This is a genomic window from Streptomyces sp. NPDC054932 (assembly GCF_053610205.1).
The window spans coordinates 1-14,980 of record NZ_JBSGXU010000193.1; the positions used below are offsets into that span (position 1 = coordinate 1).

14 protein-coding genes, 1 tRNA gene and 1 pseudogene are annotated in these 14,980 nt (G+C 69.8%); 7 read left to right on the top strand and 9 right to left on the bottom strand.

All coding sequences use genetic code 11. The features are described 5' to 3' along the window. The 4 genes and pseudogenes from ACWGE1_RS34045 to ACWGE1_RS34060 form a co-directional block, all read right to left on the bottom strand. Positions 1 to 1,415, bottom strand: a pseudogene (locus ACWGE1_RS34045) (hypothetical protein); the annotation flags it as partial. A 209-nt stretch (positions 1,416 to 1,624) separates the two neighbouring features. Further along, on the bottom strand, positions 1,625 to 2,296 hold the full coding sequence (locus ACWGE1_RS34050; RefSeq protein WP_453424323.1) for a hypothetical protein: 672 nt from the start codon (positions 2,294 to 2,296) through the stop codon (positions 1,625 to 1,627). An 87-nt stretch (positions 2,297 to 2,383) separates the two neighbouring features. Then, positions 2,384 to 3,538 carry a serine hydrolase domain-containing protein gene (locus ACWGE1_RS34055; protein WP_453424324.1) on the bottom strand — a complete coding sequence of 385 codons (1,155 nt, stop codon included), beginning with the start codon at positions 3,536 to 3,538 and terminating at the stop codon, positions 2,384 to 2,386. Positions 3,539 to 3,586: 48 nt separating this feature from the next. Beyond that, on the bottom strand, positions 3,587 to 4,624 hold the full coding sequence (locus ACWGE1_RS34060; RefSeq protein ID WP_453424325.1) for a hypothetical protein: 1,038 nt from the start codon (positions 4,622 to 4,624) through the stop codon (positions 3,587 to 3,589). Positions 4,625 to 4,891: 267 nt separating this feature from the next. Between ACWGE1_RS34060 and ACWGE1_RS34065 the strand changes: the two genes are divergently transcribed. The 5 genes from ACWGE1_RS34065 (at position 4,892) to ACWGE1_RS34085 (ending at position 9,284) form a co-directional block, all read left to right on the top strand. Further along, positions 4,892 to 5,620: a MarR family transcriptional regulator gene (locus ACWGE1_RS34065; protein WP_453424326.1), complete on the top strand. Its 729-nt coding sequence runs from the start codon at positions 4,892 to 4,894 to the stop codon at positions 5,618 to 5,620. A 256-nt stretch (positions 5,621 to 5,876) separates the two neighbouring features. Then, positions 5,877 to 6,587, top strand: a complete 711-nt coding sequence (locus tag ACWGE1_RS34070; RefSeq protein ID WP_453424327.1) for an ABC transporter ATP-binding protein — start codon at positions 5,877 to 5,879, stop codon at positions 6,585 to 6,587. Beyond that, positions 6,584 to 7,537, top strand: coding sequence for a hypothetical protein (locus tag ACWGE1_RS34075; RefSeq protein WP_453424328.1), 954 nt, complete (start codon positions 6,584 to 6,586; stop codon positions 7,535 to 7,537). The genes ACWGE1_RS34070 and ACWGE1_RS34075 overlap by 4 nt, the downstream gene beginning before the upstream one ends. Continuing rightward, positions 7,534 to 8,430, top strand: a complete 897-nt coding sequence (locus ACWGE1_RS34080) for a hypothetical protein (RefSeq protein ID WP_453424329.1) — start codon at positions 7,534 to 7,536, stop codon at positions 8,428 to 8,430. Before ACWGE1_RS34075 ends, ACWGE1_RS34080 begins: the two co-directional genes overlap by 4 nt. Before the next feature lie 44 nt (positions 8,431 to 8,474). Further along, the gene (locus ACWGE1_RS34085) at positions 8,475 to 9,284 is read left to right on the top strand and encodes a serine/threonine protein kinase (protein WP_453424330.1); all 810 of its coding nucleotides are present in this window, start codon (positions 8,475 to 8,477) and stop codon (positions 9,282 to 9,284) included. Between the two features lie 140 nt (positions 9,285 to 9,424). Here ACWGE1_RS34085 and ACWGE1_RS34090 read toward each other — a convergent pair whose 3' ends face one another. The 4 genes from ACWGE1_RS34090 to ACWGE1_RS34105 form a co-directional block, all read right to left on the bottom strand. Next, the gene (locus ACWGE1_RS34090) at positions 9,425 to 9,892 is read right to left on the bottom strand and encodes an N-acetyltransferase family protein (RefSeq protein WP_453424331.1); all 468 of its coding nucleotides are present in this window, start codon (positions 9,890 to 9,892) and stop codon (positions 9,425 to 9,427) included. Positions 9,893 to 10,291: 399 nt separating this feature from the next. Continuing rightward, positions 10,292 to 11,527 (bottom strand): glycosyltransferase, encoded by a 1,236-nt coding sequence (locus ACWGE1_RS34095; RefSeq protein WP_453424332.1) that lies wholly within the window; start codon positions 11,525 to 11,527, stop codon positions 10,292 to 10,294. A 501-nt stretch (positions 11,528 to 12,028) separates the two neighbouring features. Continuing rightward, positions 12,029 to 12,373, bottom strand: a complete 345-nt coding sequence (locus ACWGE1_RS34100; protein WP_453424333.1) for a hypothetical protein — start codon at positions 12,371 to 12,373, stop codon at positions 12,029 to 12,031. 244 nt (positions 12,374 to 12,617) lie between these two features. Next, the gene (locus ACWGE1_RS34105) at positions 12,618 to 12,827 is read right to left on the bottom strand and encodes a hypothetical protein (RefSeq protein WP_453424334.1); all 210 of its coding nucleotides are present in this window, start codon (positions 12,825 to 12,827) and stop codon (positions 12,618 to 12,620) included. A gap of 518 nt (positions 12,828 to 13,345) precedes the next feature. Here ACWGE1_RS34105 and ACWGE1_RS34110 point away from each other — a divergent pair. Next, positions 13,346 to 13,424: transfer RNA gene (locus ACWGE1_RS34110), tRNA-Ala, on the top strand. A 30-nt stretch (positions 13,425 to 13,454) separates the two neighbouring features. Here the strand turns inward: ACWGE1_RS34110 and ACWGE1_RS34115 are convergent. Continuing rightward, positions 13,455 to 14,303 carry a hypothetical protein gene (locus tag ACWGE1_RS34115; protein WP_453424335.1) on the bottom strand — a complete coding sequence of 283 codons (849 nt, stop codon included), beginning with the start codon at positions 14,301 to 14,303 and terminating at the stop codon, positions 13,455 to 13,457. A 485-nt stretch (positions 14,304 to 14,788) separates the two neighbouring features. On the opposite strand from ACWGE1_RS34115, the gene ACWGE1_RS34120 reads away from it, so the two are divergent. Beyond that, positions 14,789 to 14,980: DUF504 domain-containing protein (locus tag ACWGE1_RS34120; protein WP_453424336.1), on the top strand; the 192-nt coding region annotated here is incomplete at its 3' end.

Genomic DNA, 14,980 nt, shown 5'->3' on the forward strand with positions numbered 1-14,980 from the left:
GCGAGCACGGGCTCGGGCAGGGCGGGATTCTCCAGCATGCCGTATTGGCGCACGCCCGCCTCGGCCCAGGCCAGCAGGATCTCGACCGGGGTCGCCGGGTTCTTGGCGATGTCGTCGAGGAGGCCGGTGTCCTCGGCGCGGGCGGGATCGCGGACGAATTCGGCGAGCGCCTCCGGTGGGGTGTGCCGGTTGGCGACGGCGCGGCGCAAGTAGTAGATCGGGCTGCGGGCCATGGCGGCGAGCACGTCCCCCGGCGGCTCGGTGTGCCGGGCGTCGTCGATCGCCGCGAAGCTCTCGATTTCCGCCTTGCCCGACACCGTGCCCGCACAGTAAGTCAGCCCGAACTCGACCAGTAGGTCCGCCGGCCAGTTCGGCTGGTCCATCGCGTTCCCGGGGTGGAAGTACGGCCACAGGTCCAGCGCGTGCAGTGCGCGCAGTGACTCGGGCGGGGTGGCGGGGTGTTCCAGTGCCGCATATGCGAGGCGCTGGACGTCCTCCTCCTGCCCGTGCGCGATGCTCTCGCTGTCACCGAACGAGCGCGTGAGCGTGTCGACCAGCCGGGCGAGTGCCTCGGGCGGGGCCGTCGTGTTCTGGCTGATGGCGACGAGCACGGCCGGGCTCGGGTCGCCGGCGAGTTCGGTGAGCTGCCGGACGGGGGTGAACGCATTGGCCGCAGCGGCGGCCCGGACGCACGGTTCGGGGTCGGCCGCGAGCCGGGCCAGCACGCTCGGCGTGCGGTTGTGGTACTGCCGGCCCATCAGCTCCCGGACGCGGGTGTCGGGGTCCTGCGCCAGGGCGTCGAGCAGCGGCGCGAGCTCTCCTGCTGAGCGCTTGTTGACGGCGGTGCGGCGCACCCCGGGGTCCGGGTCGGTGAGGTCCGCGTCGCCGGCGTGGCCGAGTGCGGCCACCACCCGGCGGACCCGCGCGTCCGGGTCGGTGGCGAGTGCCCGCAGGTGCTCCGGCCGGGCGTCGATCCGCCGTACCAGGGTCAGCCGGACTTCGGCGGAGGTGTCGGTGACGAGCAGTGCGGCCGCCTTGCGCGGGAGTTTCTCGCGTCCGGCCAGGGCCCGGCGCACCGCTGCCGATCCGTCCCGGGCCAGCGCTTTGAGCGCTGCCTTGGGGGTCGCGCGGTGGACTGCCGCCACCCGGCGCACCGACTCCTCCGGGTGGGCGGCGAGCCCCGCCAGCCGCTCGGCCGAGGTGGCCGGGTGGGCGGCGAGCGCGCGCAGCACCCCGAACCATTCGGGGCCGCCCGCGACGGCCCGAACGGCCACCTCCTCGGCCAGCTCGGCCGGCAGACCTATCCGGGACGCCACGATCCGGGCCGGCCCCGGAGCCTGCGCTGCCAGCTCCCGCAGCCGTGACAGCGGTGTGGCCGGGCGCCACGCCTCCGCGACCTCGCCGTCGATGTCCATCCACACCCCTTCTTGACGCGCCACCCCGGGTGGGTGGCCCGGGCCGGGCACCGGACTGCCCCGGGTGCGCCCGAAGGCTCACAACTGGAGACGGGCATCGACGTCACCGACCTGGTGAAGATCCTGACACGGGGCTCTGACAGCGCCGCGCACGGTTCTTCCTCTCGGCTGACGGTCGGCGGGGAAACCGGAACCACTGACCTGCACGCTCACCAGTCGACGTGTGCGGTGATCCATTCGGCGAGCGCGTCCTCGTCATCCGCCGGGGGCAGCTCGGGGCCGCAGGCGAGTGGGGTGCAGGACAGCTGTAGATGCGTCAGGAGGCCGTAGGGGCCGTTGTCGGCCGCCGGTCCAAGTACCAGGGTGTGGGTGGAGGTGCGCCAGATACGGTGCGTCAGCGCGGGACCGGTGACCACCGCGGCGGAGGACAGAGTCGTGCGCTCGGGAGGTACCCCCAGGTGCTGGGTCACCACCTGCGCGGCCTGAGCGAGTAGGGCCTCGCCGTCCTGATCCGTGCACGGCCTGCGACCGGTCCAGCCGGGCTGCGCCTGCCAGTCGTCGATGAGGCCGTACAGCCACGATGCGTTGTCCATGTCCTCGTCGTCCGGGTCGACGGGGTACAGCTCTGCGAAGACGAGGAAGCTCCGGGCATCCGAGCGTCCGAACGGGCTCACGCCGTCGGAGCAGACCACGTGCCCGTGCCCGGTCCCGAAGGAGTTGCCGACCAGGTCGTGCTCCCACCGCCATCCCCGCCGCCGCACCTCCGCGTCGACCGCATCGAACTCCTCCGGGACGTGCGGGCCGGCCGGCAGCTCGAGGAACTCTGCGACGGCCGCGGCCCTCAACGGCCGGTGGGCGAGGGCATGTACGGGGTGCGGCATGGGGATCACTCTAGAAGCAGCCCGGGCGGCTGCCCCGAGAAGGACCCATGGCCCGTACGGCCCTCCGCCGTACGGGCCCTCCTCGCCTCAGCTTCCGGCCGCTGCGCCGAACTCGGCGGTGAGGATGTCGTCGAAGACGCCCAGGCCGCTCCAGTCGCCGTTGACCTGGCAGGTGAGCAGGTGCCTGCCGTCACGGGAGCCCATGCCACAGGTCCACGAGCCGTACGTGGCGCCCGCGTTGCCCCAGACCGTGACACCGGACGGCAGTGACCAGGAGAACACGCCCAGGCCGTACCGGGTGCCCGGGATCCACGGGACGGGTCCCGTGGTGTCGACGGTGGTGAACATCTCCCGCTGCTGTTCGGCCGGCAGCAGGTGGCCCTGGAGCAGCGCGCCGAAGAAGCGCTGCAGGTCACCCGTGGTCGAGACGATGCCGCCGGCCGCCCACGCGAAGGACTGGTTCATCTCGGTCGCGTCGTGGACCTCGGGCCGGGCATCGGAGGCGAAGAGCGTGGAGTAGTGCCGGGGGTGCGGCCCTCGGATCGTCGGCTCCGTGCCGGGCAGCCAGGTCCCGGTCAGCCCCAGAGGGTGGACGATCCGCTGGGTGAGCGCTTCGCCGAACGTCCCGCCCGTGACCTTCTCGACGATCAGGGCGACCAGGAAGTAGTTGGTGTTGGAGTAGAGGAAAGCCTCCCCCGGGGCGAAGGACGCCGGGGTGGCCAGACCGATCCTGATCAACTGCCCGGGGGCATAGGTGTCGTAGCGGTGCCGGAACCACGCCGCGCCGATGCCCTTCGTGAAGAACTCCGCGTCGTTGCCGTAGTTGAAGATGCCGCTGGTGTGGTTGAGCAACTGCCGGATGGTGATCGAACGGCCGTCGTAGCCGTTGCCCGCCACCATCCCGGGCAGCCACTGCTCGATCGTGTCGTCGAGGCCCAGCCGGCCCTCGGCTGCCAGCTGCAGGACGAGCGTGGCGGTGAACGCCTTCGTCGTGCTCCCGATCCGGAACCGCTCGGACGGCCGGCGTTTCTCCCCGGTCCCGGTGTCGGAGGCTCCTGCCGAGCCGAACCACGCGCCGTGGCCGTCGCGCACTTCGACGACGATGCCGGGAGCGCCGCCCGGGGCGGTGGCGCGGTCCAGGGCGTGCTGCAGTGCGGAGCGGTCGGGGGTGGCCGCGACGGCCGCTGCGGGGACCGTCGGCGTACCTTCTGTGGTCGCCCCGGTGGAAAAGGGACTGGTCATGTTGGTCTTCCTTCCAGGCGTTCGGTTCGTCGGATCAGGGAAGCGGCGTCAGCGCGCCGGGTGGGAAGGCGCAGGAATTTCGGCCGGTTGCCCCGGAGCGTGGTCGGCCGTGATGCGCTCGGCCGTGGTGCGCTTCGCGGTGGCGCGCCTGGCGGTCACGATCACTCGTGCGGTGGTTCCCACCGTGAGCAGCAGCACCGCGGCGAGGGCGAGGAGCGTGGCGGTGTCCGGATGGATCAGGGACTGACCGCGCCACGCCTGCCAGGTCACCACAGCGACCAGCCCCGTGTAGCCGAGGGCGGCACTGCCGACCAGGCGGGCCCGTACCTTCTCGTCCCGCAGCCAGACGCGCTCGGCGGCCAGGGCGGCCAGTACCGCGGTGATCAGGAGGAGCACCTGGATGCCGTGCAGAGCGAAGAAGTGCGGTACCCGGAAGTCGCCGCCGGTCACGCTCCAGTTGGTGAGGGGCATGCCGTGGCCGTCGGGGTCCCCGATGCCGTGGCCCTGGTACATCTGCACGGAGTGCCCGTTGGCGTCGGTCACCGTACGGGAGTGGATCTCGGTGACCATCCAGAAAACCGGCACGACCATGCCGAAGGTGGCGAGCGCGAGACCGCAGCGGATGGCTCGGTTCAGTGCTGCTCCGCCCGTGCGCTGGATCAGTACGACGACTGCGAGGACCAACTGTGCGATGACGATGACCATCACGCCGAAGGTGAGGAGGGGGACCAGGGCCAGCGTGACGGGGTCGGTCTGGTCCGCGTTGAAGTGGCTGAAGGTGCCGCGCGCCGCCTGGGCGGTGATGGCGCCCACCTCCACGGTGGCTGCCACCGCGAAGACGGTACCCAGCCATCGTCCCAGCCGCCTGCCCCTGGTCAGCTTGGTCAGCAGCCATGCCAGCGTGCCCGCGTAGAGGCCGAAGGCGAAGCCGAACTTGAGCGGCTTGACCCACACCGACTCGTCCAGCAGCGTCCGGCCGTCGATGACGGTACCGACGCCGGAGACGAGCACCAGACCGAACATGAGGGCGGCGCAGACCGTCAGCGGCCGGTGCCAGGTGCGCACGGGTGCGAGCAAGGACGTCATGGGGAGCTCCGATCAAGGCGACGAGCAGCCCTCGGCCGAGGGCCTGCTCGGGTCACATCGCTTGTTCGCGAATGACTAAAAGCTAAATTGCTTTCACTCTTCCGTCAATCAAAGAATCGACTCAACTCGCATATACGCAGGTCGCAGTGGGAAACTCTTGCAATGACAATGAAGGCGAACGCAAATACCGCCTCCGCCGATTTGCAATGAACTGACTGTGAAAGCAATACTGGCCGGACGCGCGGACCCGACACGGAGGCAATGCCGATGCCCGGAGGCAGACTGACCCACCACGAGCGGCAGCAGATCGCCGAGGGGTTGAGGGAAGGACTCAGCTACACCGACATCGCCGGGCGCCTGGACCGGCCCATCTCCACCGTCACCCGGGAGGTGGCCCGCAACGGCGGCCCCTCCGCCTATCGGGCCGACGCGGCCCATCGCGCCACCACGGGACGCGCCCGCCGCCGCAAGCAGCCCCCGGCCCCGGCCGCCTCCCCGACCGCGAGCGATACACACGGACGCGACCCCGAGGCCGTCCTCGAACTGGAGGAACAGTTCACGGCGATGATGGTCGGCACGGGTCTCCCGCGGATGACCGCCCGAGTGCTGACGTGCCTGTACGTCACCGACGGAGGCAGCCTGACCGCCACCGAGCTCGCTCAGCGCCTCCAGGTCAGCCCCGCCTCCGTCTCCAAGGCCGTCGGCGAACTCGAACAGCAGGAACTCATCAGGCGTGAGCGCGACCCCGGCCGACGGCGCGACCGGTACGTCATCGACGCCGACGCCTGGTTCCGCGGCTGGATGGCCAGCGCCCGGCAGAACACCATGCTGGCCGACTTCGCCCTTCGCGGCGCCCGGGTCCTCGGCGCCACGACACCCGCCGGCACCCGGATGCAGGACATCGGCCACTTCTTCGAGCACGTCGGCCGGACCATGATCCAGGCGGCCGAGCAATGGCGGCAGGACGATGCCGCGAGGCGAAGCACACCCGACTGAGACGCCGGCGGGCCCGGGCGACCGGGCCTCCCGGTCTCCGGGACCCGGCCAACCCGGCCAACCCGGCCCACCCGGTGATCATGGACATGCTTACGCAGCGTTATGCTTCGCGGAGTTGGGGGTACGCCGACCCCGATGACCTGTCCGGGCCCGCCGAAGCGGGAACCATCGCGTCCCGCCGGGCTGGGTGTTCCCCGACGGACGCGTCACCCACAACAAGTAAGCGCAATCCATGACTGTCCTTTCCTGTCGCGACGTGACCAAGAGATTCCGGCGGCACTCCGTGCTGGACGGGATCAGCCTGACCCTGGAGGCCGGCGAGATCGTCGGCCTCCTCGGCCTCAACGGTGCCGGCAAGACCACGCTCATGCGTGTGATGACCGGGCTCGCGCTGCCGAGCTCCGGTGACATACGCCTCTTCGGGGAGCCACTGCCGATGCGCCCCGCGCAACTCGCCCGCATCGGCGCCGCACTCGACGCGCCGTCCTTCCCGCGCTGGCTCACGGGCCGGGCCGTCCTGCGCATGCTGCTCGAAAGTGCGGGGCGCCCCGACGGCGGCCGTACGGGAGCGGTGCTCGAGCGGGTGGGTCTCGCGCATGCGGCCGACAAGCGGGTCGGCACGTACTCGCAGGGCATGAGGCAGCGACTGGCCCTCGCTGCGGCCCTGTTGAAGAGGCCGGACCTGCTCATCCTCGACGAACCCACGAACGGCCTCGACCCGGAGGGTCTACGGATGGTCCGTCGTGTCATCGCCGAGGAATCGGCCCGTGGAGCCACCGTTCTGGTCTCCAGCCACCAACTCGACGAGATCCAGCGCATCTGCCACCGCGTGATCATGGTGGCGGACGGTCGCGTGGCGGCCGCCGGCACGTTGGAACAACTCGGCTATGACCCCGCCAGTGGCCCCGACGCCTTTGAGAACTGGTTCTTCGGACTGGTCGGTCAGCGTGGCGGAGGCTCCCGATGAGGTCACTGATCCTTGGTGAGTACCGTCGGCTGTGCCGTCACCCCCTGGGCATCACGCTCGCCGTTCTCTTCGCGCTCGGATCCCTCTACTGCGCGCTCGGCAGTCAGAGCTCCGCGTCGGCGAGTCTCAAGAACGTGCGCCACAACATCGAGACGGTGGGGCAGGGCTGCGACACGGAGCTGAACAGCCCCGCACAGAAGGCCCTTTGCCTGCAGAGCATGCCCCTCGAGCTGAAGACCCTGCGGCGGTACGAGGCGAGGTTCACCGAGGAAGGCATCCGGGCGGCCAACGGGCAGCATCCCGTGGCCTCGTTGATCTGGACGATGAAACTCGCGACGTCCATCCCGGGCTTGGCACTGGTCGTCCTCGTGGCGGCGTTCTTCGTCGCGGGTGAGTGGAGCCGGGGAAGCATCGTGCCCCGTCTGCTCTACGAGTCCCGCCTCAGCCGCCTGCTGTCCGCCAAGGCGGCGGCGGTGTGGATGTGGATGCTCACCCTGGTGGTGGTTTCGTCGGCCGTCACGGCAACCGTCGGCATGCTCCACACCCGCTCGGCGTTCCCGCTGCCGAGTCCCGGTGCGCTCGGTGAGGTCCTGGCCGAAACGGCCACCGTCGTGTTCGCGGGCGCCACGGTTCTGGCGGCTGCCGCCGCCACCGCCGTGGTCCTCGCGGCACTCCTCCGCCTGCCTCTGCGCAGTTCCCTCGCGGGCTTCCTGCTCCTGGCGCTCGTGGTGCAGACCGCCGGCGCGCCGGTCGTCGGTGCCTGGTTGCCCGGCGGAGCACTGTCCGACCTTGTCGGGTTCGGCGGAGTCGACGGCGTTTGGGACCACTTCTGGGTGTCCACCGCCCCCTCGACGGTGCCCGCCGCCCTGCGGGCACTACCGACGCTGCTGGGCATCGCCCTGCTCTGGGTCTTCCTTCAGCGCCGCTCCCGGACGAAGGACCTGGTGTGAGCCGGGGCACCGCGGGAGAGCGTGCACGGTACCGGCCGAGCGTCGCCTGGAGGGGCGAGCTCCGCGCCCTCTGGGTTCCGCCGGTGTACGTGACCGGCGCCCTGATGGTCGTGGCCACGTCAGCCGCAGGCGCCCGATGGTGGTGGGGCGGTGCGGCGTTCGGCTACCAGCACCCGACAGTGGCGGCCCTCGTCGAACCCGCGTCCGCGCTGCGGGCCGCGGCGTGGCAGTCGGCCACCTTGGGCGGCCTCCTCCTCACCACGGTGATCGTGACGATCGGAGTGGCCCAGTTCATCGAGAGCGGCACCTGGGGTGCGCTCCGCCTGTACGAACACCGCACGCACGTCCTGTACGGCCACAGGCTCTGCGCCGCACTCGGGTTCCTCGCCGTGGTGCAGGTGGTGAGCGGCCTCACCCTCTGGATCGTCGTGCGAGGGATGGCCGTACTCCGACCGACTCCGGAACTGCCGCCGAACGCCTTCGATTCGGGGTCCGCGAGCGTCGTGCTCGACGCCGGATCGGCCGCCTGGAGCGAGGCGTTCACCGCCATGGGTGGCGCCCTGCTGGTGCAGGCGCTGTACCTCTCGGTCGGGTGGTGTGCCGCGGCGCTCCTCCGCAGTTCCATCGGCACCCTGGCGCTGGGCGCCGGTCCGTGGCTCGTGACCGCTCCCCTGCTGCTCCTTCCGATCGGCCCCTTCGTCCCGCACGCGTGGATCGCCAACCTGACGGCCCTCCCGGGCGAGGCCCAGTACCGCCTCTACTTCTGGGTACAGGCCTCAGCGCAGCCCTCGCAGGCGGCCGGCGCGGCCCTTGTCGCCGGCTGCACCGCGGTCTTCGCGCTGCTGGCTCAACCGCTGCTCCGCTCGGAGCGAGTGCTCCGCCCCATCGACTAGGCCGTTTCCTGCGGGGCCAGACCCACAGTGACACCATCGCGGACATGACGACACACCCGATCCTCAACGTCAACCGCGTACCTGCACTCGAGCCCTACCTCGCACGAACGGGCAGCATCTTCCGCACGTTCACCGATCAGGACTCCGGCTGCATCTCATACGGGCTGATGGCCGCGGGGCAGCGCTGGTTCGTCAAGGGAGCCTCAACAGCCGACGGCGTCTCGTCCTTGCGCCGGGCGATCTCGGTGCACCAGGCCGTCGCACACCCGGCCATCGTGCCCCTGTCGCACTTCTTCAGGACGGACGACGGTCTGGCACTCGTGTACCCCTGGATGCCCGGAGAAGTCCTCTACCACCCGACTCGGGCCCGCCAGGGAGGAAGGGCCACTCCCGGCAGCCCCATGGCGAGGTTCCGACAGCTCCCCGCTTCCCGGGTTCACACGGCCCTGAACTCCCTCCTGGAGGCCCATGTCGCCGTCGAGCGGGCCGGCTTCGTCGCCGCAGATCTGTACGACGGCTGCATGCTCTATGACTTCGAAGAGCATCGGATGGTGCTGTGCGACCTCGATGAGTACCGGCCCGGTCCGTTCATCCTGGAGACAGGCCGGCTGCCGGGCTCTTCCCGCTACATGGCTCCGGAGGAGTTCGTGCGGGGTTCGGTCATCGACATCCGAACAACCGTGTTCACCCTGGGCCGGGCCCTCCGCCTTCTCCTTGACGCCGGCGACGAGGAGAAGGAGTGGCGCGGCACCGCTGGTCAGCTGGCCGTCATCCAGAAGGCAACGGCCGCGACTCCGGAGCGCCGGTTCCCCTCCGTACGCTCACTCGTCGACGCCTGGCGTGTGGCCGCCTGAGCCCTGGACAGGCGCCTGTGGCCGATGCGCGTCTCGTGGGCGTCCCCCACGGCGCCGTACTTTCGACGGTGGTGCCGATCAGGCCGGCTGCGACCATTCGAGCGCTGATTCGGAAGGCACCCAGCAAGAGAAGCGGCGTCTCAACCGGACGGGTTCCAGCGGTAGGTCGCGTCGGGCTCGTTCTCCTCGTTGCGGCTGCCGTCGTTGGTCTCGACGAGCTCGAAGCCGTGGTGCACGTAGAAGGCGATCGCGTCCTCGTTGCGCTGGAAGACGTTCAGCGAGAGGCCGTCCGGGGCGGCTTCGCGTACCTCGGCCAGCAGGCGGGCCCCGATGCCACGACGCCGCGCGTCGGGCAGCAGGTAGAGGTGTTCGAGCATGTCGCCCTCCAGGGCCGCGAAGCCGAGGATCGCCTGCGTGGCGCAGTCGGCTGCGACCCATACCCGGCTGTCGGGGAGCACCACGTGGGTGATCCAGGCGAGGGTGTCCTCGTCACTGTGAATGCGCGGCAGGTAGGGCATCGCCGCCGCGCGCGAGGCGAGGAACAGACGGGTGATCTCGTCGGCGTCGGTGGGGACTGCCGAGCGGAGCTCGAAGGACGAGTGAGACATCGTGTCGTTTCCTCTGGTGGGGGATGGTGGGAGGGTCCGCGTGCCCCGCGGGCCCGGGTCAGGGGAAGGCTCCGCGCGGCAACGGCTCCGGGGGTCGTCGGGGGCCGGATGGGCCTGCCCGACAGGGCCGGTCCAGGGCGCCGGTGCAGGACCGGTTGTCCTGGCCTCCGCCGGCCGGCCCGCATACCGTCCACCCAGTACGCCTCCTGGGCGAGTGTGTCGAGCGCGCCGCGGCGCCGACTGTGGCGACGGCCGGCACTGCGGCGACCGGCAGGGATGCAAGGACAGGCGGTCCTCAGCGCCCGCTGGACCCGGAGTTGGCCGCTGTCTGCAGCACATCGCCTGCCTACCGGTCGCGCGCATGAACAGACGCGTGCGTTCGATGGGGCGCGCCGTGGGTCACGAGGCGCTGGACGACCTCGCCCGGCCGGCCCCGTCGAGCAGCAGCTTTGCGGCCACCTCCGCCCCATCGGTGCGCACCGTCGCGGCCACGGCCGTCGCCCGGGCGCGAACCTCGGAAGTCAGGGCCGTCTTCAGCGCGGCCGAGAGGGACTCGACGGTCGGGTCCGGGCCGTCGAGTGCCGCGCCGATGCCCAGTTCGGCCACGCGCTGCGCCCAGTACGGCTGGTCCACCATTTGCGGGACCACCACCTGGGGTGCACCGGCCCGAGCAGCTGTCGTCGTGGTGCCCGCGCCGCCGTGGTGGACCACGGCAGCCACCCGGCGGAAGAGCGCCTGATGGTTGGCCTCGCCGACGACGAAGCAGTCGCCCTGGTCGTCGGTCGGGGCGAGGTCGGCCCAGCCGCGGGCGAGAACCATCCGCCGTCCCTGCGCGCGGACCGCGTCGACGGCGACCTGGGCGACATCCCCCGCGCCACGCAGATTCATGCTGCCGAAGCCCACGTACACAGGGGGTGCGCCGGCAGCCAGGAACGCCTCCAGATCGGTCTGGAGGGGGCGTTCGTCCGGCAGGATCCAGGCACCGGTCTGCACGACGTCGAGGTCGGCCGGCTGCCACGGGTCGAGGATCTGGTCGGTCGCCAGCCACGGGCGGTCGGAGATGACGTAGTCGCGAACGTTGTCCAGTGGGGCAAGGCCGATCGACGCCCGATGGGTGTTGACCGCTCCGCCGAACAGCGCGTTCATGGTCGCGATGTTGAGGTCCCACAGCTCCCGGTTGTCGGTCACCTCTGCCGGGTACGGGTGGCTCGGGTACTCGAACGGCGGACGGTGCGCGGACGGCAGGACGGTCGGCTGGAGGCCCAGATACACGTACTCGAGGCCCAGCTTCTCGGCTGCCAGCCGCACGCCGGCGGTGCTCGGGAACAGTCCGGTCGCCACCACCACGCTCCCGGCCTCCGCCTCCGCCACGATCGTGTCGTAGTACGCGGAGACCAGCGCGGCCACGCGCTGCCCGAAGCCCGACGCCGTCGGCGGCGCCCCGGTCACCAGCTCGCGCACCGAATCACTCACCGGCACCATCGGCACGCCGACTGCGGCCAGCTGCTCCGTGAACTCCTCGTCCGGCGGCGCACACACCCGCACGTCCGCGCCCTTTTCCCGCAGTTGCACCGCGAACGCCGTCAGAGGCTGGACGTCCCCGCGCGACCCGTACGTGGACAACAGCACGCGCATCTCTTCTTCCCCCACTACTTGCAATTTCTCGCGTTGAGTTGGCGATTCTGCTGCACAACGGGGGCCTTGCCACAAGCCCCCCTGTTCGATATAGGTTGATCATGGTCGAGGATTGGCCCGTCGGCCATTCCGCCAGCGTGGGGTGTGCCGCGCCAGGAGGCCGCAGTGGTCGCCGCGTTCAGGAAGACCGTCGCCCCCGACGATCCTGAAGCTCCCGGCGGGCGGCGGACCAAACGATCTCGAACTCACTGGCCGACAACGGCTGCGGATCGTGGCCCTCCCACTCGGAGATGGGCGGTTCCGCAGTCAGACCGTAGACACTCACGCATTCGGCCGACCGCCCCTCACTTTCGGCCTCTTGCCACTCGGCCAGCGAGGCAGCTGCCAACGCCCTGCCCCCGGGCTCCCCCAACTCGACCTGCCGGGTCACGTACCCCTCGGTGTCCAGCTCGAAATAGAACCAGATGGCTTCCTCGTCCCAGAAGCAGCGAACCCACTGCCTCACTGGTCCACCGTGTCGAAGGGCTCGTCGTGCCAGCGCCAGCCGGCGGTGCCGTCATCGTGGATGTACAGCATGAACTCAGCGACCGGGCCGCCGTCGGGAAACGTCATCGTGAGCGCACTGCGTATCCGATCGTGGCAGGCGTCGGCCCGCTCCCAGTCCTCCTCGTCAACGGCCCGCTGTTGCTCGGTGAAGAGGGGACGGAACTCGTCGAAGCCGGGAAGCGCCTCGACCTCGGCGTGAGTCCAGGGCCAATCGGTGCCGGTCACGGCCATCCGGGCGATCTCTTGGTCGCCGTGGTGGAGCCGCCAGATGTGGTCGGCGGTCAGGTTCGGGTTGGGCATGTCCCCATGATGGCGAAGACCACTGACAGGACAACCTCGACGGAGCTCAGCATCGCCCTCCCCCCCTGCGGACCCCGCTACCACCACCGGTGGAGGCGCGCCCCATCGGATGCGTCTCTTGTGGTGCTGACTGCCTCGCCGCTATGCCACGGGATCGAGGTCTCCTTCGAGGACGGTCTGGATGATCTGCGGCCGGTCCCAGAGGGCGAGGATTTCGTTGGCGATGTCCACGACGGGCAGGGGGTCACTCGCACAAGCAGACCAGGAGGCCCGCTTCCCGCTCCGGCAGGATGCCCATGACCAGCGACACCATCTGCGAGTGCGCGGCCGGCTGCACCTTCAGCTGCTCCAGCGCGCGGGCCCGGTCGCCGAGGTCGAGGTCTCGACGGACGTCCAGGCCCTCGGCCAGGGGCCCCAGGCGCGCTTCGCGTCCGTGCTCGCGGTCGCAGCCCACGGATCGGCGGCTTCCCGCACCGGCGGCGCAGCAGCGGGAGCGGGGGGCGCGGGGGTGACGGCCGAGGGCGCGGGAACTCGGCGGGCGGGCGCGGCCCAAGGGTCACCGGCCGCGCCCATGCGCTCAGCCAGCGCCTCCCTTGGCGATGCCGCGGGGCCGGCCGCGGCGCACGAGTCGATGGACCACCACCTGCTCAAGCTGGAACCGGCCGGAGCGATCCATGGCGCCGGCTGGTACGCCCAGCTCGAAGTCGCGGCAGCTGATCGGTCGTGGCCTGCGGACGTCATGGCGAGCTCGCCGGACGGTGCGCGCAGGATGGCCCGGGAGGCACAGCTGTCCCCGGCTGACCCCCGTCACCCGGCCGGCTCCACAAGGCCGACCGGGGCGCAGGGCCGGGCGGGCACCCTGCGGTCGTGCCCGATGCGGCCACTGCCCTGCGCCGGACGGCTGCGAACGGCACGCTCGGAAACCCGCTACGCGGGTCCTGGCGAGAACGCATAGGGTGTGCATACCACGGCGGGAGAGCTGTAGCGCAGAGGTAGACGCGCCCTCTTGGCAAGAGGGGAGGACGCCGGTTCGAATCCGGCCACTCCCCCGCCGTGCATTACTTCTGGGCTGATGTCCCAGTCAGGAAGTGGCCAGTGAGATGGAGTAGAAGTGTATCTCGGTCTCGATGAGCGCCTCTTGAAAGTTGCCGTCGTACGCTTTGAGGAAGAGGCCTGTGATGGGGTCGAATGCTCCTGGTAGGACGGCTTCACCGAAGGTGCCGTGCTTGCGGCACAACGCGGACAGCGGCTGAAGTTCTTTGTCGATCACCTCCGCTGCGGCGTGGCGCAGCAAGCTGCCACGACGCATCTGTGGCAGATGGTTCAGCCATTTCAGCTGGTCTTCACGGATGGCGTCGATGTCCTGATGCATCAAGTCAGGTTCGACATCGGCATAGATTGTGGGAAGCAGCATCGAGCCGTCCACTGCCAGGGCGTCGGCACCGTCCGCTTTTGAGGCGGGGCGGTCCGGAAGCTGAACTGACTTCTCCGCTCTGCCCCACCGCAGATCGCCGAAGTTCGAGAAATGCCACAGCACTTCGACTGGCGCACGGTAGTAGGGAAGTGACTTGGCGTAGGAAGCCGCCTGCTCCGCCGTCGGCATGGCCGCCAGTCGTTGCGCGTGATGCCGTTCGCGGAAGTGGAACTGCTTCGGAGCGTCCTTGGGCTCCGCTCTGCCGTACCAGTGCAGTGACTCACGCAGATGGTTGGCAATGAACTGCTCGAAGCCTACCTCGGGGGCGTCTTCCCGCTTCATGCAGCTGACGCCGAGCTCGTAGTCTCCGCGACCTCGGACGGGCGCAGCGGTGCGGAAGGCCTGGACCTCAGGATCGGCGTGGATGAAGCTTTCACAGTCGCTGTACATCCGCCATGGAGCAGGGAGTGTCACTGCCTCGAAATCCTTGTTCATGAACGCCTTGCCATCCAGCACATGTACCACGCTCATTGTGCCCTTCAAAGATCGACTGCCCGCGAGTCTATGCACAGGGGCACGGCCTTGAACCCGTAATCCTTACCCCAGCCCACTGGCCGGAGGGAGATCCTTCCTGCTGCTTCGCAGATGGCAGGGGCAGGGCGTCTCGTGTCCGGCTTTCGCAAGGTAAGGTGTCCCAGGCGTGATCGCAAAGACGAGAAGTGCTCACGTTCTGCAACGGTAGGACTTGCCGAGGGGCCCGTACCGGGAAACAAGGGTTGTCGACACTTGGTCGGCCAGAGAGTTTCCGCAGGTCGGCAGCCGCCGGCAACCCGTGTAGGGAATCAATGTCGGCAAACGGCGGGCACCAACATTCCTACTCGCGGGTTACTTGGTTTTTGGTGTCCGGCGTGAGAGGCCGCGCAGCGAGTGGACGGGCCCGGGCGCTGAATTGCAGGGCCGACCGGGCGCGCGTCACCCTGGTATCGAGGGCAGGTGCTGATGTGCACACCAGCGACGAGATCTACCACCGGGTGCTCTGGGACCCGCGCTTCGACCCCGAGCGGTTCGTGATGGGGATCGCCGAGCGCGGGGCCCCGCCGAAGCGCGTCCTGCTCGGCGACTTCGTGCCGGGCGGGGAGATCCCGTGGCACCGGGTGGTGTTCTTCGAGGAGGACGGCCAGGTCGTCTGGGAC

Coding starts and splice junctions, on each gene's coding strand:
- ACWGE1_RS34050 (WP_453424323.1), bottom strand. CDS start 2,296: ATGCCGCACCCCGTACATGCCCTCGCCCACCGGCCGTTGAGGGCCGCG.
- ACWGE1_RS34055 (WP_453424324.1), bottom strand. CDS start 3,538: ATGACCAGTCCCTTTTCCACCGGGGCGACCACAGAAGGTACGCCGACG.
- ACWGE1_RS34060 (WP_453424325.1), bottom strand. CDS start 4,624: ATGACGTCCTTGCTCGCACCCGTGCGCACCTGGCACCGGCCGCTGACG.
- ACWGE1_RS34065 (WP_453424326.1), top strand. CDS start 4,892: ATGCCCGGAGGCAGACTGACCCACCACGAGCGGCAGCAGATCGCCGAG.
- ACWGE1_RS34075 (WP_453424328.1), top strand. CDS start 6,584: ATGAGGTCACTGATCCTTGGTGAGTACCGTCGGCTGTGCCGTCACCCC.
- ACWGE1_RS34085 (WP_453424330.1), top strand. CDS start 8,475: ATGACGACACACCCGATCCTCAACGTCAACCGCGTACCTGCACTCGAG.
- ACWGE1_RS34090 (WP_453424331.1), bottom strand. CDS start 9,892: ATGTCTCACTCGTCCTTCGAGCTCCGCTCGGCAGTCCCCACCGACGCC.
- ACWGE1_RS34095 (WP_453424332.1), bottom strand. CDS start 11,527: ATGCGCGTGCTGTTGTCCACGTACGGGTCGCGCGGGGACGTCCAGCCT.
- ACWGE1_RS34100 (WP_453424333.1), bottom strand. CDS start 12,373: ATGCCCAACCCGAACCTGACCGCCGACCACATCTGGCGGCTCCACCAC.